General features: G+C 65.8%; 21 protein-coding genes. 4 read left to right on the forward strand and 17 right to left on the reverse strand.

All coding sequences use genetic code 11. The features are described 5' to 3' along the window. Position 1: 1 nt before the first annotated feature. From RTL41_RS15465 to RTL41_RS15515, 11 genes are all read right to left on the reverse strand, one after another. Positions 2-1,084 carry a TrbI/VirB10 family protein gene (locus RTL41_RS15465; RefSeq protein WP_312165954.1) on the reverse strand — a complete coding sequence of 361 codons (1,083 nt, stop codon included), beginning with the start codon at positions 1,082-1,084 and terminating at the stop codon, positions 2-4. Next, positions 1,081-1,911, reverse strand: a complete 831-nt coding sequence (locus tag RTL41_RS15470; RefSeq protein ID WP_312165955.1) for a TrbG/VirB9 family P-type conjugative transfer protein — start codon at positions 1,909-1,911, stop codon at positions 1,081-1,083. Before RTL41_RS15470 ends, RTL41_RS15465 begins: the two co-directional genes overlap by 4 nt. Further along, a complete protein-coding gene (locus RTL41_RS15475) occupies positions 1,908-2,588 on the reverse strand; it encodes a VirB8/TrbF family protein (protein WP_312165956.1) in 681 nt (226 codons plus the stop codon). Before RTL41_RS15475 ends, RTL41_RS15470 begins: the two co-directional genes overlap by 4 nt. 169 nt (positions 2,589-2,757) lie before the next feature. Then, positions 2,758-3,735 carry a type IV secretion system protein gene (locus RTL41_RS15480; RefSeq protein WP_312165957.1) on the reverse strand — a complete coding sequence of 326 codons (978 nt, stop codon included), beginning with the start codon at positions 3,733-3,735 and terminating at the stop codon, positions 2,758-2,760. A gap of 138 nt (positions 3,736-3,873) precedes the next feature. Continuing rightward, positions 3,874-4,581, reverse strand: coding sequence for a type IV secretion system protein (locus tag RTL41_RS15485; protein WP_312165958.1), 708 nt, complete (start codon positions 4,579-4,581; stop codon positions 3,874-3,876). Continuing rightward, entirely contained in the window at positions 4,578-6,953 is a 2,376-nt protein-coding gene (locus tag RTL41_RS15490; protein ID WP_312165959.1) for a VirB4 family type IV secretion/conjugal transfer ATPase, read from the reverse strand. Before RTL41_RS15490 ends, RTL41_RS15485 begins: the two co-directional genes overlap by 4 nt. Beyond that, the gene (locus RTL41_RS15495) at positions 6,946-7,284 is read right to left on the reverse strand and encodes a type IV secretion system protein VirB3 (protein ID WP_312165961.1); all 339 of its coding nucleotides are present in this window, start codon (positions 7,282-7,284) and stop codon (positions 6,946-6,948) included. The genes RTL41_RS15490 and RTL41_RS15495 overlap by 8 nt, the downstream gene beginning before the upstream one ends. Before the next feature lies 1 nt (position 7,285). After that, complete coding sequence (locus RTL41_RS15500) at positions 7,286-7,582, reverse strand: TrbC/VirB2 family protein (protein ID WP_312165962.1); 297 nt, start codon at positions 7,580-7,582, stop codon at positions 7,286-7,288. Further along, positions 7,579-8,175: a lytic transglycosylase domain-containing protein gene (locus RTL41_RS15505; protein ID WP_312165964.1), complete on the reverse strand. Its 597-nt coding sequence runs from the start codon at positions 8,173-8,175 to the stop codon at positions 7,579-7,581. Before RTL41_RS15505 ends, RTL41_RS15500 begins: the two co-directional genes overlap by 4 nt. Positions 8,176-8,298: 123 nt before the next feature. Further along, positions 8,299-8,613, reverse strand: a complete 315-nt coding sequence (locus tag RTL41_RS15510) for a helix-turn-helix transcriptional regulator (RefSeq protein WP_312165965.1) — start codon at positions 8,611-8,613, stop codon at positions 8,299-8,301. A gap of 17 nt (positions 8,614-8,630) precedes the next feature. Then, entirely contained in the window at positions 8,631-9,119 is a 489-nt protein-coding gene (locus RTL41_RS15515) for a helix-turn-helix transcriptional regulator (protein WP_312165966.1), read from the reverse strand. Between the two features lie 346 nt (positions 9,120-9,465). On the opposite strand from RTL41_RS15515, the gene RTL41_RS15520 reads away from it, so the two are divergent. The 4 genes from RTL41_RS15520 to RTL41_RS15535 all read left to right on the forward strand — a co-directional run bounded on the left by RTL41_RS15520 (position 9,466) and on the right by RTL41_RS15535 (position 12,693). Next, entirely contained in the window at positions 9,466-10,065 is a 600-nt protein-coding gene (locus RTL41_RS15520; RefSeq protein ID WP_312165967.1) for a GntR family transcriptional regulator, read from the forward strand. An 81-nt stretch (positions 10,066-10,146) separates the two neighbouring features. Further along, positions 10,147-10,272, forward strand: coding sequence for a hypothetical protein (locus tag RTL41_RS15525; protein WP_312165968.1), 126 nt, complete (start codon positions 10,147-10,149; stop codon positions 10,270-10,272). Positions 10,273-10,397: 125 nt separating this feature from the next. Beyond that, positions 10,398-11,000 (forward strand): lasso peptide biosynthesis B2 protein, encoded by a 603-nt coding sequence (locus tag RTL41_RS15530; protein ID WP_312165969.1) that lies wholly within the window; start codon positions 10,398-10,400, stop codon positions 10,998-11,000. A 352-nt stretch (positions 11,001-11,352) separates the two neighbouring features. Further along, a complete protein-coding gene (locus RTL41_RS15535) occupies positions 11,353-12,693 on the forward strand; it encodes an asparagine synthase C-terminal domain-containing protein (protein WP_312165970.1) in 1,341 nt (446 codons plus the stop codon). Here the strand turns inward: RTL41_RS15535 and RTL41_RS15540 are convergent. The 6 genes from RTL41_RS15540 to RTL41_RS15565 all read right to left on the reverse strand — a co-directional run bounded on the left by RTL41_RS15540 (position 12,599) and on the right by RTL41_RS15565 (position 20,648). Continuing rightward, positions 12,599-15,109: a prolyl oligopeptidase family serine peptidase gene (locus RTL41_RS15540; RefSeq protein ID WP_312165971.1), complete on the reverse strand. Its 2,511-nt coding sequence runs from the start codon at positions 15,107-15,109 to the stop codon at positions 12,599-12,601. The two genes, RTL41_RS15535 and RTL41_RS15540, sit on opposite strands and share 95 nt — an antisense overlap. A gap of 44 nt (positions 15,110-15,153) precedes the next feature. After that, positions 15,154-18,195, reverse strand: a complete 3,042-nt coding sequence (locus tag RTL41_RS15545) for a TonB-dependent receptor (protein WP_312165972.1) — start codon at positions 18,193-18,195, stop codon at positions 15,154-15,156. Positions 18,196-18,321: 126 nt separating this feature from the next. Continuing rightward, positions 18,322-19,281 (reverse strand): FecR domain-containing protein, encoded by a 960-nt coding sequence (locus RTL41_RS15550; protein ID WP_183772298.1) that lies wholly within the window; start codon positions 19,279-19,281, stop codon positions 18,322-18,324. 5 nt (positions 19,282-19,286) lie between these two features. After that, complete coding sequence (locus tag RTL41_RS15555; RefSeq protein WP_183772300.1) at positions 19,287-19,817, reverse strand: RNA polymerase sigma factor; 531 nt, start codon at positions 19,815-19,817, stop codon at positions 19,287-19,289. A gap of 313 nt (positions 19,818-20,130) precedes the next feature. Continuing rightward, a complete protein-coding gene (locus RTL41_RS15560; protein WP_183772302.1) occupies positions 20,131-20,436 on the reverse strand; it encodes a hypothetical protein in 306 nt (101 codons plus the stop codon). Next, complete coding sequence (locus RTL41_RS15565; RefSeq protein ID WP_183772304.1) at positions 20,436-20,648, reverse strand: hypothetical protein; 213 nt, start codon at positions 20,646-20,648, stop codon at positions 20,436-20,438. Before RTL41_RS15565 ends, RTL41_RS15560 begins: the two co-directional genes overlap by 1 nt. Positions 20,649-21,065: the final 417 nt, after the last annotated feature.

Genomic DNA, 21,065 nt, shown 5'->3' on the forward strand with positions numbered 1-21,065 from the left:
CTTATCGGGCCTTCAGGCGGTAGACGGGGCCGAAGTCGAGATCCACCGCGGTAAAGATCGCGACTTCCTCTCCGTGGCGTTTGCGCAGGGAGGGCGGGATATCGATCGACTTTTCGACTGCGACGGCTGCTGCCGCGGACGGCTCGCGGACAAGGTACCCGTACTCGTTGCTTCCGACCTCGGCGACGCCCAGGTCGAGAATGGACAGGACGACCGCCCCGCCAAAGCGGTCCCAGAAGTGGGTGTCCAGATCGCCGTCGAAGCCGGCGCGACCAAGCGGGTCGCTCGCGGGCGACGAGAGCTGAACTGCGACGCCGCTGGGCGTCAGCGCTCGGGTCCAGAGCACGAACAGCCGTCGCTGCCCCTGGCGCATGCCCGCGCGATACTCCCCGAGCACGCGAGATCCCTTCTCCAGCACCACGACCACACCGGTCGCCGAGTAGACATCACGTGTGATGAGACAGCTGACATACCCGGGCGTGGAGCTGTCCAGGGCTGTTTCCAGAACGCAAGGAATGAGGGTTCCTGCGACCAGCATCAGATCGCGTTGGGCAAGGCGGCTGGCCTTGACGCTGGCGATGTCAGAGCCGCGCCGAAGCTGGTCGAGCTCCGTCTCGGGCGTCGGCGTGGCGGTGCTCGCCGGGCGTATGACGGGGTCGATTCTGGAAGAAGGCTGCGAGTAGGCGAGCATCGACGAAGGCGCCGGCGGCGTGTCTGGTCCAGGCGCGGGGATGGACGAGCCGGATGGCCGCTGGCGCCCCGGTGACGCGGGTTCGGTTGGCGTCGCGGTCGATGGATCAGCGAGGGGACGGGGGCTGTCGGCCGTCGCCTCCGCGCGCACCGCTTCGAAGGGGACAATCTGCTGTACGGGCCGTTTCGGCGGTGGCCGCGGCGCGCGTGGGTGTTCCTGACGCCAGGTCACGGCCGCGAACACCGCACAACCCAGGACGAGACCAGCCAAGGCGATGGCCTTGCCGCGGGCCCCGTCGGCGCGTCCAGAGACAGGCGTGATCGTGCGATTGAGATCGGCGCGAGCGTCAGGAGAGGTGCTCGCGGCGGCGACGTCGGAGACATCCTCGTTCATGGCTTGGGAGCCAGGCTGCGTTCGACTTCCGGCGAGGCCGTCAGCGTCCCCGTGGCGGCGCCCGCGGGGCCAGGCGCACGATTGCGGATGCAGAGGACCTGGCGACCCCGGCGAAGCCGGAACAGGGCCGCCCTCTCGTGGATCACTACGAACTCACCGCGGACATCAAACTGCGCGAGCCGTTCGCCGCCGTCTTCATCCACGACGTAGATCGCTGCGAGCGCCTGAGACGCCGGAAACCGCATCACCGTGAAGCGGCCGTTGTCGGAGACCTCCGAAGGCGCGAGAGAGAAGGCCCCCTGGAGCTCGTAGTCGAGGTTTCTTGGCCCTTCGATCGCGCCCCGCTCGAGTTTCAGCTGAAGGATCTTCTGCTCCAGTGCGAGGGCCTCGGCAGTCAGCGTCTTGCTCAGTCGGTCGGCTTCCTCAGACGGGTATCGAAACCGCAGGACGAAGACGGCGCGCTCAGCCGGCTTGGTCGAGAGCGGTGCAAGTTCGAAGGCGTAATGGCGACCTCGGCCCGCGCCCGTGTTGGTCGACACCAAAAGGTTCGACGTTGCTGGCGTACCCCGCGGTTTGATGAACAGGACCGGGCCTTCGGCGGCGACCTCCCATGCGGTTGGCTGGCCGAGCGCGACGTGTTGGATGGCCTCGCCGTCGCCGAAGATGACCTGAAGGGCGGCCCGCGGCGAAGCGGCCAGGCGCACGACCCGGTTCGCATCGTAGTCCACGATCCTGATCCTTGGGTCTGGCGCGGACGCCGGGTCCGCCGCTGCGACTGGGAGCGGAAGTCCGGCGAGCAGTAGGAAGATCAACGCTCGACGTTTCATGGCGCCACCTCAGCGTCCGCCCGATAGCTCGAAACCTGAAAGCCCAGGGGGTTGGCGAGCCGGTCGGCTTCGCGCATCGGCGCCTTGGCGTAGCTGAAGGCCACGGTTGCGATCCAATCGCTTTCCTCGACCTGCGCGCCGCGACGATTGATCCGATGAAATCTGACGTTCGCGACGTCGGGGGCGATGAAGCTGATCGCCCTGATCTCGATGAGCGCTTCCGCCGCCTCGCCCAGCACCACCTGCGGACTGGCCGGGTTGCTGGGCCGGAACGCCGCGGCCCAACGCTGTTGCTCTTGCGGCGTGGACATCAGCGACACCTGCCGGAAATTGGCTTCGGCGGCGCTCGGCAGCCAGCCTTCCCGGGCTCGGACATAGGTCGCGAGAAACGACTTGGTGACGGCCTCGTCATAGGCACGCTGCTGCACGTCTTTGAGCGCTGTCATGACCTCCACGGCGCCTGTCGCACGGTCGACGCGCACGACATATGGCTCGACCGACTTCAGCGGAGTGAGGGCTGCGAGCGCCACGACCGCCGCCGTTGCGAGCAGGCCGGCCAGGCCGGCCACCCCCCAGGCCAGTTGCGCGGACCGGCGGGCGGCGGCCAATCGGTCGGCGTCCCAGCTCGTGGCTTCCGCGAAGTAGGCGCGGAGGTCGGCGGCGGGCACGCCGTTCATCGGCCGCCTCCACAGGCGGCAGCAGCAGATTCTGTCGGCGCTGGGCCGTGGTTCAACACCGAGCCGTAAGGGTTTGCCGGGCGCCGTTGCCCTTGGCAGGCGCCCGAGGCCGCGCCCTGGCAGGCGGCCATGAGCAGAACGGCCACAATGCAGATCAGCGTGCGCCTGATCATGTGCTCCTCGCTGGGCGAATGGACCCGCCGCCGGTCGGCGGGCGGGTCGTGAAGGGCGCGGAATGCAATGCGGCGGCCGGGGAGCGGAAGGCGCTGGCGCCGGCGGTCGCGAAGTCGGCGATTCCCGCGCTGGCGCCGCCCGCGATGCCGGCGGCGATGGCGGGGGTTTGCAGGAAGAAGATGGCGGCCAGGAAACACAGCGCGACGAACAGGAGGCCCCCCACCATGGGATCGTGTCCGTCGATCGCAGACCATTGATCGCCGACCAGCGAGAGCACCAGCTGGAAGACGCTGATGATCAGGGCGAAGAGCACAAGGTAGTTCACCGCCTGGCTCAACCAGCCGAAGAAGTAGCGCCTTGTTCCGTCGAAGAGGGCGCAGGCGACGAAGATGGGCCCGAGCGCGATCAGGAGGGCCAGCGCGATCTTGGCGATCATGACGATGCCAAACCCCAGCGCCGCCGCGGCGGCGCCGATCAGGAAGACCGCGGCGGCCATCAGCCACGGTGCGATGTCGATCGCGCTCCCGGTGTCGGCGATCTTCTGGCCGAGATAGGCGCCGCGGGCGAAGAACTGGTCGAAGGCCGCGCCGGGCTCCTGCGCCGCGCCGCCGCTGATGGCTTGCGCCAGGGCCTCCGGAAGCGTCCGAAAGAGCGGCTCTGCGACCCAGTCGCCATACGCGACGCTGGTCGCGAGCATATAGATGACGGCGAGCTTCAGGGAGCGGACGGCGAAGTCCATGAAGGGCTCGGCGATAGCGCCGCGCAGGATCGCAAACCCGTAGAGCAGCACATACAGGACCAAGGCGAGCCGCATGGGGCCAGCCAATTCAGCCACCATCCCAGAAGCGCCCTGGGTCAGAAACTGCTCGAGCCGATCATCAATGAAGGCGTAGGCTGGACCGAAGACGGCGAATGGCATGGCGTCCTCAGAGTGCTTCTTTGTAGAGGGTGCGCCGAGCGGCGGCGCGTGCATCGCGCTCTCCCGCAAGCGCCCGCTCGCAAACTTCGCCGGATCGCTCGCCGGACCTGCAGGCCTTGAGAAGCTCGGCTCGGGCCTCGTGGCCCTGGGGCGAACACCCGGCCAGGGCCGCCCCGAGGATCAGCACCCGGATCATTGGAAGGCCTCTCGATAGAGCGCCAAGCGCGCGTCGGCCGCTGTCCGGCTGCGCTCGTGATCGCGTTGCGTTTGCAGCCGCTCCTCGGCCGCCTGCGCCATGGCCAGGCCTTGCAAGCGCATTTGATCATTCGCGATCATCGCCTGCTCAGCGGCCAGGCGCGCTTGAATGTCCATGACCGCTCTGGCGTTGGTCGCGGTGTCGAGCGCACTCGCGATTTCGGCCAGGCCGTCCAAGCGCTCGGACCCCACATCGGCCGCTTGGCGGCCAAGTGCGAGATCGCGAGCTGCGCGGTCGCCGATGCGCTCGAGCTCCTGCCCAAGCACGTCGCCAGGCTTGGCCGAGAAGAGCCGGTGCGTCTGGCGAATGAGGTCGGCCGTCTCGCCGAGTTCCCCCAGTCCTGAGAAGTCGCCATTCGACGCGGCGACGTAGGTTTCGATCTGCGGGACGAATGCGCGAAGCGCTGGCGTGGACAGGGCGGCGGCCAGGCTGTTCACGTCCGAGATCTGATTGAATCCGTCGTAGAGGCGCTTGGCCTCGATGACCTGGGACTTCAGCTCGTTCAACTGGTTGAGGGCCGTCTGCGCCTGCTGGAGCAGGTTCGCATAGGCCGTCGGGTCGTGGACGATGACCTGCGCCGACACGGGCTGAGGTTGGGTGGCGAGCCACACGCTCGCGATCGAAGCTAGTAGCGCGCGTTTCATAGGAGGTTTCTCCGAGCATTCTGGAAAGGCAGACGCCAACGATCGGGATCGTCGCCGTGCAGGCCGCGAATGCGATCGAGCAGCTCAACGGTTTGGGTCCGGCCCGACAGCACGGCCAATTCGTCGTCGAGGCCGGTCAGGTCCAGGTCGACGACGATGGAGTTGTGACCCTGTTTCACCAGGAAGTGCCGCCGCTCCGGCGACATCTCATCACGAACCAGCGCGAACTCGCGTTCGCTCAGGCCAAAGCCTTCCCTGTAGTCGCGCTCGGTAGCGCTGGAATTGGGCAGGAAGATCTTGGTCGCGCATTGCTCGACGATGGTGTGGGCGATCGGCGAGCGAAGGACATCCGCAGGCGACTGGGTGCCAAACACCATGAAGGCGTTCTGCTTGCGAAAGGTCTTCAGGCCGTCCTGCGCCAGGCCCTGGAAGGCTTCATCGCCCAAGGCCTTCCAGAACTCGTCGATGTCGAGGACGAGGCGCTGGCCATCGACGAGCACCTGCAGTCGATGCAGGAGGTACATCATTACCGGCGTACGGATTTCCGGGACGTCGAGGATGTGGGTGATGTCGAAGCCCAGAAAGCGGTTGCTCAGGTCGAGTGCGTCGGCCTCGCCGTCGAAGACCCAGCCAAGGGGATTGCCGCGTCGCCAACGCTCCAGCCGGGCGCCGATACCGTCGGCGTCGCGTTGGCCGAGCAGCGCTCGAAGCGCTGAGATGGATCTCTGCCTCGGTGGAAGGGGGCTGAGGGCCGCGAGCGCCGCATCTATCGCACGCGCCTCCCGCGGCGTGATCTGCCCGTCGGGCGCCGCCAGCTGCTGGATCAGGCGGCTGAGGAACGTCCGGTCGGCAGGCGTGTCGCCAAGCGCCTTCAGGGGCGCAAAGCCTGTCGGCTCCCCAGGCCGTAGCGCCAGATAGGTTCCGCCACAGGCGCGGACGAAAATCTCCGCCCCGCGATCCTTGTCGATGAAGACTTGGCGGGCGCCGAACTTTTCCAGTTGGGCGAGCAGGAAGTTCTGCACGACCGTCTTGCCCGCTCCCGTCGGGCCGCAGACGAAGGTGTGTCCGACGTCTCCGACATGAAAGCTGAAATGGAACGGGGATGCAGCCGAGCTGCGCAGCAGGGCGACGGCCGGTCCCCAATGATTGCCCTCCAGCCGACCGCTGGGATGGGTGTGCAGGGGGGCGAAGCTCGCGAAATTGCGGCTGGTGATCGCGGCGGGCCGGAGTCGGAAGCGGAATGCGCCAGGGAATTGGGCCCAGAAGGCCGCTTCAAGGCCGAGGTCCTCGCGCGCGACGACCAGGCCGCTGTCGGCCATCAGGGCGCGGGCCTTGGCCAGACGGTTCGCCAGCTCCCCCGGCGCGGCGCCATAGACAAGGACCGAGGCTTGATGGTCGCCGAGAACGAACCTGTTGGAAACGAGATCGTCGAGGGCCTCTTCGAGGCCCGACACCTGGGAAGCGGCGCGGTCGCGGGCCGAAACCATCTGGTTCTGCTTGCGCGCGAGGAGAGCGCGAGCCGCCGGCTTGGAGAGGAAGCTGAAGGATTGGGCCACGACGAGCGGGAAGGGCGCTGCGAGCAGGTCGTTCCAGAGCCCGGGACGGGTCGAGGCGGGGTACTCCTTGACGCCGAGGACCCCAGCAAAGGTCTCTCGCGAGGCCTCGCGAATTTCCAGCGCCTCGCGCCCAAAGATCAAGCGGGCCGAATAGATCGACGCGCCCAGGTGGCCCCGCACGAGCGGAACCGGTTCGCTGCGCCCGGTGAGGATGAGGCGCATGAGCTCCATGGGTTCTGAGAAGACCAGATCATTGCGCGTTCGCAGGCCAAGCGGCGTCGGGCCGTACCGACCGAGGTGCTGAGTCAGATTGCGCCCAGCGTCTTCGATGCGGCGTATCGCGTTGCTCTCTGCGGCCTGGTCAGCGGAACGATCGAGGCGTCCGAACAGGGCCTGCAGGCGGCTTGGGAGGGCGCGCCCGGCGTGAAGCACAAGCGTCAGGTAGAGTTCGTTGATGAAAAGCCGTTCGCATTGGAGACGGTCGCGGTAGGCGTGGTCGAGTTCGGCGGCGAAACGTGAGCGAAAGCGACCGTTGGGGTAGTCCTCGGAAGCCCTTCGGACGACGTGGTGCCAGATCGCCAACTGGTCGTCGGCGAGATTACGCCAGGTGTTGTTGAGCTTGGCGTGGAGGTCGTTGAGGTCGCGTGGATCCGCTGTTTCGAAACTCGTCCCTTCCAGCCGAAAGCTCAGCATCAAGGCGCCTGTGTCGAGGAGGACTACCTGGTCGTTAAGGTGACGGGCGAATGGAAGAGCCGCGTCAGGCTCTTGCTCGCGCTTGCGCAGCTTGGCTGAGATCGGGCGGACGGATTTAGGCACGACGCCGCCTCAGAGCCGCGTGGCGCGTGAGCGGCAACGGGGTCGCCGAGCTGCCGCCCCACGCCTGGGTGTTGCGGGCCCGACCTCTCGTCTCAAGGTGAAGATAGAGAACCCGGAAGGCGTTGGGATCGCTTCGGCAGACCGCCTGAAAGACGAGGTGCAGACCCGGTGCGATGAGAAGGTAGAGCATCGAGTCCGCGGCGAGGAAGGCCACCGCAGAGACAAGCAGGTTGACGCCCACCGCCTCCATTGGAACGCCGAGCACGGTCGCTGGCCTTGTACAGGCCAGAAAGAGAATGTCCTCGGTCAGGCGTTCTGGGACCGAGCTCATGTCAGCCCCCCGTGATCATGTCGACGATGGTGGCCGCGCCGAAGATGACGATGATCCCGACGATGACCGTGCCGGCGCGGCGCAGGTCCAGGTGGCCGAACATCCAGGCGATGCCGGTGGCGATGACGGCCAGGATGGCCAGTCCGCGAACGATGCCGCTGCTCAGCAGGTCGATGATGTTCTGGATGAAGGCGCCGATATCGCCGCCCACGCCGCTGGCCTGCGCAAAAGCCGGCGTTGCGGCGGCGCTCGCGACCGCGGCCAGCAGCAGGACATAGGTGTTGCGGGAACGATTCATTGGGCGGGTTCCGGTTGAGGGGAGAAGACGAAGCTGGTGCGCCATTTGACTTCGCGTGCGACGGCGAAGGCGTCCCAGCTCGGCGCCGGGGGCTCGGCCTCTTCGGGCGCGGGGTCCTGCTGGCCGAAGCGTTCGGCCGCAGCCACGACCTTGGCGACGTAGCCGTTTCGAATGCCGCGTTCGGGATGTCCGGTGTTGTAGTGGGATAGCGCTGTTCTCAATGCCGTCTGAGGAGCCTGGTCGGCGGCCCGGGCGCGGTCGAAGCCCTCGCGAAGGACAGCGGCCGACGCCGCCAGGTTCTCGCATGGGTCGAATGCGGCCTCTATCGAGAGGTTCAATCGATCGAGGTTGCGGCTGTTGATCTGAGCGAGTCCGAGATCGATGCTCGCGCCGCTTTCAATCAGCCGCTTCGCCGCGGCGATCGCGTCGGGGGCGTTGGTGGACCGCACCTGGCGATGTGGTGGGCCGTTGACGCCAATCGCCAGCGGATCAAAGCCACTCTCCACCTCGGCGATGCCGAGCAGCGTCGCGTGGGCGACGTTTGGCGCGCAGCGCTCGATGAGCGCTCGCATCTCCGCAAGCTCAAGCATCATGGCTCGCAAGCCCGGCCGACGATGGACGAAGGAAGGTGGGTCATCAGCGCCTCCTGACTTGACCTTGGCAGGGAGGCGGTGACGGAGGAGAGCCGTAAGGCTACTCGCTATGGGCAGGTAGCCTTACGGCCTTCGAGCGAGCAGACCGAGGTCGAGCGCTTTGAGGACCGCCTGGAAGCGTGTTCTGACATTCAGGTGCGCACACACCTTGGACAGATGCCCCTCTACCGTCCGGCTGGAAATCCCGAGAATGCCGCCAATATCGCTGGCGCTCTTACCTTCCTGAACCCACGCTAGGCATTGAAGCTGCCGATCAGTGATCGCACGCAACTCGATAGCGGAGAGGTCCGCCGTCAGTGTCGCCTCACGGGATCGGGGACCGGAAGCGCTCCTCGCCTCGATCAAAGCGCCTTGAGAATCCACAGCGTCTATCGTCATCTGATGTTCGCCTTGCTCTAGGGGAGGTCCTCGTCTTCAGCGGGGCGGCTGGGCGCTGATTCAGCGCTCAGCCATGTCTCTGCTGCAGCTCGCCGGTCGCCCAGCGAGGATGCGAGCTTCTCGAAAGTCACCGTGAATGCGCCGATCAGCGTCACGACGTCGAGCTGGCCGAGATCCTCTCCGACCTGGCCGTGAAATCGCTTCAACGCCATTGCGTGAATGAGCGTCAGCTTGTGGTCTGCGCAGCGCACCGCGAGATTGGGGTCGGCCAGATAGAGCCCCGCGACGATCGCTAGGGGATCGCTGTCCGTGAGGTTCGCAAAGCGAAAAAGACGCTCGAGACGGATTTCGCCGTCGCCGGCCTCGAAGCGCTCGTAGGAGCGCATGGACATCGCCATCGCGCGAGCAGCCTGCCGTACGCTCCATCCGCGACGTCGGCGGATGGAGCGAAGCATGGACGCCAGGAGATCGCTCTGCGTCGCCCGGTCGGGAGGTCGGGGGAACATTCAGCCGCCGCCGTCGATAATTTAAACCCATGCGGGAAACAGCGCCTGCGACGCGTCCTACGGTAGGGATGATTGCGCACGGTATCGGCTGTAATCAATAGGTAAAAGTGGAGGTATACTGACGTTATTCGAGAGAATATGCCGTCATTTTTTGTCGGAAAGCCCGTCAATCCAATAGCTTAAATGATCGCAGAATGTCGCGTTCGGACACATTCTTGCATCGTATTGATTGTGGGATGATCGGGCCTTGGTTTGGCTTGGCCCGGGCTTGTATTTCCGATGTTCCTACAGCGCGCGACTGCCCTGGGGGCTCGTTTTGCCTCGAACGCGTGATCCATTCGGTAGCGTGTTGCGTGCGCTGCGAAGCCGGCTAGCCGATGGCGTCTATGCGCCTGGTGAAGCCTTGGCGATCGTTGAACTGGCCCAGGAGTTCGAGTTCAGCACGACGCCCATTCGAGAGGCTCTTGGCTGGCTCGCGGGAGAGCAAGTCATTGAGGAGCGGCGTGGGGCCGGCTTCAGTTGCTGGCGGGTTGAGTACGATCTTCTGCTGTCGCTCTACGATCTACATGAGGCCTATGTGAGGCTGGCGCTGCAGAGCCTCGGCGCTCGTCGGGACTTGGGCGTGCTGATCGAGAGTGGCGAAGCGCCAGCAGGCGCTGAGCCAATACGCCAGGCCGCACGGACCTTCCGAAGTCTGGTCGCCGCGTCCGGCAATATGCCGCTGTTCCAGGCCCATGGCGCCCTGACGGTGAGGCTGGGAAACATCCGGCGCGCCGAAAACGCAGTCTTGCTCGATCAGCACGGCGAGCTTGCGGCGTTCGAGGCAGTCGATTGGAACTGCGAGGCGTTGAGCGCCTGGACGACGCGATATCACAGAGTGCGGCGTGATCACGCGGCGGAAACACTGAAGCATATGGCGTCAGGGCAAATATATTATCGTATCTAGGGAATATATCTTGAATGCAATTCTCACGGCGGGCCTGCTCTATTCGCCACAATGAGTGGTGTTAAGCAAGCGGAGGGCGAAATGCTCTACTTCCGTAACTTCCTTCGCCATGGACTCACCTGCTTTGGCGACGCCAAAAGGCTGACCAAGGGCTATCCCGACGGTGAGTTCATCGAGCTGGCTGGCGACCGCTACGACGAGGTCTGAGACCTCGCCGTGACCAACCCGGCGCCGGCTCGCCGGCGCCGGGCGTTCGCGACGTCAGAGGAGCGCCCTTCGCCGCCATGCACCTTTCCCCAGACTGCCATCTAGCCGTCGTTGCGGACGACCTCGTGTTTCTGGATGCACGCCGAGGCGTCTACCTTTGCCTTCCGGGCTCCGCCGGCAGCGTCGTTCGTGGCCGCGACGGTGAGATGGCGGTTTACGAGCCATCGCTTCAGGAGCGGCTCAGCAACGCCGGAATGCTCTCGTCGCCCCATCCGGGCAGCAACGACCGCTCGCTCGCGGCGCCGCCGGATCGGCCGGAACGCGATCTGCCCGACGGGAGGCCCGCGCGGTTCACCATCCCGGCGATCGCCGATCTACTCATTGTCTACTTCAGCGCAACGTGGCGCTTTCGGGTCCGATCATTTGGGGCTGTCGTCGAATGGGCGCGGCGCAGTGGCTGCACAAGGCAAGTCAGGGCCGGCGACCTGTTCGAAGATGTCCGCCTCTTTCAGGTCTGCTTGCCTTGGCTGCCATTCCAAGGACGCTGTCTGCTCCGCTCGTTTCTTCTACTGGAATTCTTGCGTCGACGAGGCCACGCCGAGATCCGCTGGGTGTTCGGTGTCGCGACCTGGCCGTTTTCCGCGCACTGCTGGCTGCAGATCGGCAGCGCGGCGCTTGATGATCAGGTGGGCCGCCTGACCCGCTATACGCCGATCATGGCGGTGTAGGCCTATGCCGGACTACGTCGCACTCCATTGGAATGTCGATTGCGAAGTCTCCCATCGGATCGGCTGGGTCCAGCGGGCGATATCGCAGGACGAGACTTGGCGGCTCGCCATCGACGAACCGGGGCGGCTTGTCGCCGTATCGGCGCCCGCCGCTCTGAATGTCCGCCGGATGTCGGACGGTGCAGTTGTCATCGGCGACGTCTTTGCGCGTGACGGAGGCGACCCTAGCTGGCCGCCGGGGGGCGCCGCGGGCTTCCCCGCGGTCTGCCGAACGCTCGTCGAAGAAGCTTGGGGGAGATACGTTGCTCTTGGACCGCCGGAGGCCGGTCGAGCCGCGGTCCTTCGGGACCCAATGGGTGGTTTGGAGTGCATCACCTTCGACGCCGCCGGGGCGCAGGTGGTCGCCTCGACTCTGCCAGACTGGCTGATTGTAGGGCTCTCGCCGAAGCTGTCGATCGACTGGAGCTTCCTGCATCGCCAGTTCGGCCGCAGAGGCATAGCTGGCGGAGCAGCGCTTTGGGGCGCTCAAGCGCTCGCGCCTGGCGAGTACCTGGACACGGTGGGCAAGGGGAAAATGCTCTGGCTCCCCGCAGATATCGCGCGGCGTGGGCCGACGGCAGATGAGACGCTCGTCGGCCTTGTCGATATGTGCATCAAGGCGCTGACGAGCGGCCGTCGCGTTCTCACTGAGGTGTCCGGAGGCTTCGACTCCGCCGTCGTGGCCAGCGCCCTTGGCGCGATCCCTTCTTCCAGAGAAGGCCCCGATCTCATCAACTACCATACCGAGGAGATCGAGGGCGACGAGCGCGCCTATGCCCGGCTCGTCGCTGACAGGACCGGGCTGAACCTGATCGAGCGCCGGAAGCCGGAGTTTGCGTTCGATGAGGCGTCCCTCAGGGAGTTTTCGGGTGCAGTAGGCCCGGCGATATGGGGCGTAGACGCTCGCTATGATCGAGATGTCGCCGATCAGTGCAGGGCTCTCGGCGCGGACGCCATTCTGAGTGGGAAAGGTGGTGACAGCGTCTTCTTTCAGATGCCGACACCGATGGTGTTCGCCGATCGCCTGAGGTCCCGCGGCCTGGCGAGCCTGACTGAGCCTATCCTTCCGAGCGTGGCGCGCTGGACGCGGCGGTCGGTCTGGTCTGTGCTTGGCTCGGCTCTCTTCTGCGATGTCACGGGCCGCCGCGTCAGCGATCATCCCTGGCTGAGCGAAATCTCCGATCTTCCGCCAGGAAAGCGTCTGCATCTGCGGAGCTTGACCCAATGCTTGAGCTTCGCTGGGCCCTCGCGTCGGGCCAGCGCGGCTCATTTCATCCACCCGCTGTTGGCGCAGCCAGTCGTCGAACACTGCCTTTCGCGCCCAAGTTTCGAACTCACCCAAGGCCGTCGCGATCGGGCATATGCGAGGACCTGCTTCGAGGCGCGGTTGCCGCCGGAGATCGCCTGGCGGCATGGAAAAGGGGACGCGACTGCCCATTTCGGCCGAGCTGTCGCAGCACATCTCCAGTTTCTACGCAGCTATCTGCTTGAGGGCCTGTTAGCGACCCAGGGCGTTCTCGATCGGCGCCGCCTGGAGCGCAGTTTGTCCCTCGACCGCCTCATCTGGAGCGGCGGCGCCGGCGACGTGCTGCAGGCCGCGGCGATGGAGGGATGGGCGCGCGGCTGGGAGCGGCGGCTACGGACTTCGGCCTAGAGCCAGATGCGTCGAGTCCTGGAGCTCCGATCGTCGCGGAGAGCCAGGAGAACACGCGATCGTACATGTCGCGAACGTTGCCGGGGCTCGATATGACGTGGCCCTCGCCCCAATAGGTAGCCAGGGCAGCCGGCTTGCCCTGGCGATAGAGCGCCGAATACACGCTCTGGGCTTGCCCGAGGGCGATCGAGTCCTGATCGCCCTGGATCAGCAGGACCGGTGCAGAGATCCGATCGACCTGGCTGAAGGGGCTGTTTCGAGCGTAGCGCTCCGGATCGGTCCAGGGGGGCCCCCCCATGCCGGCAGCCTTCTCGACCCACCCCTGTCCCCAGTTGGTCGAAGGGCCGAGGTCGGCGCTGACAGCGAAGTCTGGCGGTATCGCACCCCAATGAGCGGATAGATCGGAGATGCCCGCCGAGACGATGATCGCGCCGAACCTCTCCGAGCGCGTCGCGGCGACCAGAGCTGCGTATCCGCCGTAGCTGTGTCCCCAGATGGCGATTCGTCGGGGATCAACAAAGCCGCTGGACACCGCCGTCTCGACCGCGGCGCTGATCTGTTCGGTGAGACCCGACGCCGGCTCGGATGTGCCGACTGGCTCGGTCAGGCTGGGAACAAGGACCGCATAGCCGCGCGCGGCCAGTAGCTGGGGATTGGTGTAGAGCGTCAGGGCTCCTGGCGCGTATTTCGACGGCGGGGCCGGATAGATCGCACCCGGATAGGGGACTACGATCAAAGGCAGCCGCGCACCTTCCTGGCGGCCGGGGGGCAGATACAGCCAGTGGGCGCCACGGGCGCTGGGATTGGCGCGCAGGGCTCGGACATCAGCGAACTCGAGCTCGGCGAACCCCGAGTTGATTGTGCGCGCCACGAATGGCTTTAGCCCCCGCCGGTGCACCGAGAGACGCGATACCCCGTGCCGATCCGTGGTGGTCACGACCATCGTGCTGGCGCTCATCGCAACGACCCGCGCGCCAGAGGGAAGATCCTGAACGCTGAACTGACCGGCTCTCGCAACACGTACGACGGCGGCTCCTCGCGGGGATTCTTGAAGCGCTGGTAGCCATGACTGGCGTGACGGAGCATTGATGGCGAGCCGCAAGGGCGCGCCGACCGCGATCTTGGAAAGCGAGGCAGCACCGCTCATCAGAGATGGGCGACCTTGGCGATCGACCGACCATGCCCTCTCATCGGCGATTAACAACAGGCCTTGGTCATCTTGGGCCGCCAGGGTCGCTGGCGCGTTCGCGAAGTCAGCCGTCAGGTTCGTGGCGCCGACCCGGCCCAATGCATACCAGTCGGACCGACGCGATTGGCTTTGCCGTCCGTGCAAGACGGGCGCGTCGGCCAACCAGGCTGCCTGGACGGTGACAGTCCCGTCCCGGCCGACGTCGACTGTCGGGACCACGCCGTGGCGCGCGATCGAGGCAAGCGCGCCTGAGTTCGCGGCAATGACGTAGAGTTCGCCATCGGTCCAGGCGCTCGCCCTGGCGCGTGCGAACACCAGCAGCTTGTTCGCCGTCGGGGCCCAGGCCAGCAGCCCCGGCAGTACGTCGCAATCGGAGCAGGGCGACCTGGTGAGACCGTTTTCCAGGTCCACAAGGAGCACGTTGTGTCGTTGGAGCGTATCGCCGTCTCGCAACGTTCGGACCGAGGCCGGACTCAGCTGCTCACCCACGGCGAGGACGGCGGCATAGCGGCCATCGCTTGAGAGTTCGAGATCGGCGAAGGCGCCGGCGGCGATGGTCCTCAGTTCACCGGTTTCGGCGTCGAATTGCACGAGCTGCTGCTTGGCCGGACCTTGACGCAGCCCGCTGAAGGGCCCGCTTCCGATGACCGTGACCGAAGGTTGGCCGCGATCGGCCCTGGCCCAAAGCTCAGGCAATTTCGCCATCGCATCCCAGCCAAGGCGCAGGCGGTCGGGTAGGCCGCCGCCGGGTCGGACGATGAACACCAGCTGCCGGTTGGAGCGCCACTGGGCCAGCCGGCCGAGTATGCCGTACTCGGGCGTCACCGGGAGCCAACGCACCTCGCCGCGACCAACCTGGGCGATGCCGGCTCGCCAGCTTTCGCCTTCGAAACGATAGACGAGGACGGCCTTTCCGTCTGGCGATATCGGGCCGGCCACGTATCCTCCCGCGTCGTCCTGCGGGAAAAGGGGTGTGGCTGGGCCTGGGTGATCGAGATCCGCTAGAAAGAGCCGGCTCGTCGCCAAGTGTGCATAGTAGTCGCCTTGGAAACTGGGCGCAGCGGCGTATGGGCCGCGCTTCTCGAAGATGAGCCAGCGGTCGTCAGGGGTGATGGAGGCATCTCCCCACTGCTCAGACATGAGCAGGTCGTCAACCGTCGGTGCACGCGCCGAAGCCTCGGCCGTGATGGCGAGCATGCATGCAGCCGCGAGCGCAAAGACGCGCATGAAGTCCTCACTGCAAAATTGCGGGGGATCGCGCTGAGCGCGGCCTACCAGGTCTTGCTCAACTGAAGTGACACGACCCGGCCCATGGGGCTGGCGTTGGCGGCGTCGAAGCCGACGCCCTGGAAGGCGTCATAGAACGGCGGAGCTTCGTCGAGGAGGTTACGCACCCCCAAGCTCAAGCTCAGCCCCCGCCAGGGAGACCGCATCATCTCCGACGTGCGCCAACGCCCCTGGACGTCCACCGTCGTCCAGGATGCGACCGAGCCGCCCATGCCGTCGCTGTATCCATCGACGTAGTTGGCGCTAACCGTGGCCCCCCAGGCTCCACGGTTCCAATCCAAGCTTGCCCGGCCGCGCAGGTCTGCGGGCTCGCCTGGCGTGTCTAGCGTCTCGATCGGAGGCGATGTCGGCGTGAGCGTCTGTTCAAAGCGCCCGAGCCAGGTCGCGCTGAGCGAAACCTCGAAGCGATGTTCGTCTCGCTCGAAGCTGTAGCTCCCTGAGACGTCCAGGCCGCTGACGCGTGTCGACGCGGTGTTCACGTAGCGCGCATCGACAATCGCGCCGTAGGCTTCAGGAGGGAAGGCGCCAGGAAACGCGAACGTGGCGTCGTTGATCAGGGCTGTGACGAGGGCCAGGTCCGTGGGGTTGCGCGGATCGACGAAGCGAACAAAGGGGGCGTAGGTCGGGTCGCTCAGCGCGGTGTTGACGTGATCGAGCGCAGGCCGGGCGATCCGGTCTTCAAAGGTCGTGTCGAACCAGGTGGCGCTGACATGAAGTCCCGCCAGTGCGGCCGGCGCGTAGTCGAAGCCGGCGGACCAGGAGGTCGCGGACTCGGGCTTGAGCGACGGGTTGCCGCCGTATCGGATCACCGACAGCGTCCGGCCTGGGCCCTGAGGCAGGAAGCTAGCGCCGATGCTGCCTGCCTCGAAGACCTCGACGAGGGTCGGGGCGCGAAAGCTCGTCCCGTAGCTGGCTCGCAGATTGAGATCCTCGTTTGGCTTCCAGATGAGACCAAGCTTCGGATCGGCGGTCGAGCCGACATCGTCATAGTCTTCGATGCGGCCGGCCAAAGAGAGGTCAAGGCGGTGCAGGCCAGCGCGCGAATTGGCGTCGCCGATCAGCGGAATGCGCAGTTCGGCGAATGCGGCGCTGACACGTCGTTCCGACCCCGGCCGCTTTGCGCCACGCGGCGTCGCGGTCGAGGTGAAGATCAAGTTCTTCTGGTCGAAGGACTCATTGCGCAGTTGGAGGCCAACGGCGAGCCGGGCCGGCCCGCCAGGCGCCCTAAACAGGGTTCCATCGGCCTGAAGAGCCAGGGTTTCGACGCGGCTGCGGCTGGTTTGCTCGGAGAAGCCGGAGCCGATGAAGTCGAGAACGGCGCGTCCATTCGCGCCGCCTGCGCCGTAGGGATTGAAATAGCCGTCGCGCGCGGCGCTGTAGCTGGTCGCGGGATCGTCGGGGATCGCTCCCAGCGCCTCACTGAGGAGGCGCGTATTGACGGTGTTGCTGAAACGCCGGGTGCCGACCTCCTGCGCGAATGCCAGGTAGGCCTCCGAGCGCCAATCGCCCCAGAGGTCAGCCTTGAGCGCCAGCGTGGCGCCGAGGCTCTCGGCGAGGCCTGAGCTCCTGACGGGCCCGAGGTCGTCGCCATAGCCATAGGCGATCTGCTGGGATGTCAGGCCGGGCAACGCCACATAGTAGGGATTGGTCGCCCGCACGGTGATGACTCCGGTCGAGGCGAGAGTGCGGAAGTCAAAGCGACGGCGAGTGTAGCGGGCGTCGGCCTCTACCTCGAGCCACGGCGTGAGCGACTGGCCGACGAACGCGTAGAGGCTGTCGCGCCGATCGTCGGGAAGGAGGTCGAGGCCCTGACGCTGGTTTTCCAGGTTGACCTGTCCGGGGACGAAGTCGGACGGCGAGGTCGCGGCGCCGTTCGCGCCCGGTCGGATGGCGTAGATCGGCGTGTAGTTCGAGGTCGCGGGGTCGAGCTGCACGACATTGCCTGGAGCGCTGTAAATCACGCGGTGGTCGGTTCCGCCGAATGGGCGCAGGTCCGATGAGGCAGCGTAATCGCGCGCGGCGGATGGCAGATTCTGCCGGTGGTATCTCTCATAGGCGATGAGGCCGTGGCCCCCGGCCCAGGTTTTGCCGAAGACCTGCGAAAACTGGGTTTCCTCAGCTTCGCCGCCGGAGGCGACGCCGTACCGAAGCCGGGTTTCTGCGCCGTCCAGGTCGCGGCGCAGCCGGATGTTGACGACCCCGCCTACGGCGTCAGAACCGTAGAGGGCCGATGCGCCGTCCACCAGCACCTCGACGCGTTGCACAGCCACCACGGGGATGGCGGAAAGGTCGGCGAAGTCGCCCTTCGAGCCTGTGCCGGCCATCCGCCTGCCGTTCACGAGCACCAATGTAGCGTCGGTTCCGAGGCCGCGGAGGTTCACGCCGGTGGAGGCGAAGCTATTGGTGCCGAGAGGATCTGCGCCGGTCAGCAAGGTGGTCGGTGAGCCGCCACCGCCGCCGAAATTCTGCGGAAGGCTGGTGACCGTTTCGTCGAGGGTGGCGAATCCGCGCTTGGCGATGGCCTCGCTGTCGAGCACCACGACTTGCGAGGGGCCATCTTTGACGCCACGCAGGTGGCTACCAGTAACGACGACCTCGGCGATTTCCTCGGAAGCGCGGTGCGCGGGGATGATGGCCTCCGCTGACTGGACCGCCCCTTGTGGCTCGACCGACGACAGTGGCGTCAGCCGGCCGGCGGGGTAGGGAGCCGCCTTTGCGCGCAAGACGATGGAGCCGCGCGTGGTTCGATCGATCACGAGGTCGCTTCCGGCGATCAGGCGCTTGAGGGCCTCATCGGCCGTCAGCCGCCCCTTTACCGCTGGCGCATTTCGGCCGCTGACCAGCGACGCCGAATAGAGAAGCTGGCGTCCGCTCTGGTGCGAATAGCTGACCAGGGCTTGGTCGAGCGGTCCGGCGCCGATATCGAAGGTAATTTGGGCCGGCGCGGCGAGCGCAGCCGCGGGGGCTGCACTGGCGCACAACGCGAGCAGAAACGCCTGGGGGGCGTACGACTTACTGAACGACATTCATTCCCTCACCACTTGTGCAGCGCGTTGTCAGACGGCGAGCCGGCCTGATCGCGATGCGTTGTGAGGGATAGACACGCGGGCCCCAGGCAAACCCTGACGACCACCGCAAAGAAAACTATGGCTTCACTCCATTCGGGCGCGAAGCAGCAGATCACCGTCCTGCTCGGTGCTGAGGTCCAGCGCATAGAGGTGCGCGACGGCCTCGGCCAGGGCGTCGATATCTCCCGTGTGGAAGACGCCGTTCACATGGGCAGCGGCGATGTCGTTCGACGCGGCGAGCCGGATCTTGCGACGGCTGTAGCGGTTGGCTTCCTCGACGGCCGCCGAGAGCGGCAGGTCCCGAAAGACAAGGCGGCCGCTCGTCCAGCTAGTGACGGCGCTGGTGTCGGCCAGCACGCGCGGCCCGTCCTGGCCGGTGGTGATCTGCTCTCCTGGCCTCAACGTCCAGGCTCGGGACGAGCTGTCGTTCACGCGAACCTTGCCCTCGAGCAAGGTCACCCGGACCTTGTCCGCGTCGCGTCGAACGTCGAACTGTGTGCCGAGGGCTCGAACTTCGACCTTGTCGACCGACACGACGAACGGACGCTTCGCATCGCGAGCAACCGCGAACATCGCTTGGCCGCGAGCGAGCTCGACCCGCCGTTCGTCGCCTCTCATCCTCACGATCGCTCTGCTGTTGGTGTCGAGCGTCAAGGTCGAACCGTCGGCAAGGCGGACGGCGCGTTGCTCTCCGATCTCGGTTTGATAGACTGGGGCGTGCAGCAACCATCCGGCGGTCAGGGCGCCTGAGAGCGCGAGGACGGTCGCCGCGGCGAGCGCGAAGAGGCGGCGTGATGGTTCAGGCCGCCGAGTCGTCGTCCGATTGAGCGCCTCGTTAGCGGCGGCCCGGATGTCCGGATCTGAGTGCAGGGCGTCGCCACTGCGCCACAACGCCTCGACCTCAATGTAGGCCGCTTCGTTTGCGGGGTCGCTGCGCCATGCGAAGAAGGCGTCGAGGGTTTCGGCGCTGACGGAATGGGTGCGCAGCCTGGAGAACCAGGTCGCGGCGTCTTCCAGCACCTGTTCGTGTGAGTTGGCGGCCATGACGATTAGTCCGCGAGCTGTTGGGCGCAGAGAACCAGCGCCTTGGCGAGGCGCCACTCGACAGTCTTGATCGAGAGACCCAGGCGCTCGGCGATCTCGGCGTTGGTCATTCCGGTGAAGCGGCTGAGGATCATCACATCCCTGAAGATGACGGGGAGGGATAGAACGGCCTGCTTGAAGACAAGGGATTCAAGCTGACTGGGCGCATCGACGCCATCCACCGTCTCCCGTTCGAGCGTCTCGGCCAGCCGCCTGCGGGTCGCCTCGGCGCGGATCTGATTGCGGGCGAGATTGGTGGCCACCCGCAACAGCAACGCCTGAGGATGGCGTACTTCCTGGGCGGCATGAAAGGGGGCCACGCGAATATATGTCTCTTGGACAACGTCTTCGCCATCGATGCCGTAGCGTCGGCGAAGCATCGCCTTCAGCCAGCCTGAATAGCGTCGATAGAGGACCGACAGGCTCTCGACGTTGCGTTGGTCGGTGTCCACGCCGTTTGGCGTCAGGACTTCGCCCGAGGTGGGTTGGTGGGCCATGGCCTCGCCTTGATGCTGCGAGGCGCACGCCCGGATGTCCGGGTGTTGAGAACATGCTTGACCATGCGCCGACGCCTTTAGCCGCCGCTGGCGACCTGGACATGCGCGTCGGCCACGCCGGACAGAGGGCGTCGTGGACTTCTCAAGCGAGGTTCTCACGCCTCGGCGCCGCGGCCGCGGCGCAACCCTGAGTCTAAGTCGCGAGGTTCACCGAACGCAAGAATCTAAAACGTCCGAGGCGCCCCGTCCTGCTGCGACGCATTCGGTGCGGAGCCGCATTCTAAGGCTCAGCTTCGCGGGGCGCGAGGGGGGCCTAATTCCTGAGGCGGTTGCGCAGTCTTCGGAGCTCGCGCTCGTCAAGGTCGTCCGGATAGGCGAGGCGGGTGCTCCACTGATGGTCGCAGCACTTCGGACAGGCGTGCTTCACCTGGCTCGCGACGCGGGCGACAGGCGTCGTGAAGCCACCGTCGCCGCGCGCGTATAGCCGATCGATGACCCGCGCCACGTCATAGCCTTTGGACCAGCCGCACCGACCGCAGGCCAGCATCAGCCGGCAGCCGGGATACTTCTGCGCCTCCTCCAGCCGGGCGTCGCGAGCATGGGCGATCGGCAAAAGCATCAGCCGTGCGGCTTTCCAGAATAGAAGGCCGTGTCTCGCGTGAAATGGTAGGCGGCGGTTTCAAGCGCCTTCTGTGCCGCGGCCAGGATGAGGTAGTCGGTCCCGAACGGTCGGCACTTAGTCTGCAGGGCGATCAATGCGCGATGATATGGGCGCAAGGTCTCGAAGGCGGCCTTCGGATCGGTGACGCCGAGATATCGGATCTTGGTCAAAATGGGCTCCTAGCGAAAAATGAAGAGGGCAGGGCTTGAGGCGGCCTTCGCCGGTCCTGCCCGGATTTCTAGCCGTGCGGCTCTGGAGCCGCAGATGCACCGAACGCGGGATGCGAGGGCTGTCAGCGGGAGCTGCTCCAGGTGCTGGTGCAGCCAAGGGCTCGGGTCGCAAACGGCGCTACGCCGGCACGGCGGCGACAAGCACAAAGCGACGATGTGTCGATCTCGCGCCAGCGCATCGCCGAGAGCCTGGCTGGCCGCCAGCTTCGTGCGTTCTTCTTGAAGAGTTGATCCGTCTGCCATGTCTGCGCTCCCGCGCGAACAAAAGCAGAACATTTGGCGCTTGGCGACTCCGTTCCGGCTGTGGCGGCGGCGCCCCACTCCCGCTCAGCGCGAGAACATCTGGCTGCAATCCCG

Origin of the sequence: Phenylobacterium sp., assembly GCF_031984885.1 — a bacterium.
GTDB lineage: Bacteria > Pseudomonadota > Alphaproteobacteria > Caulobacterales > Caulobacteraceae > Phenylobacterium.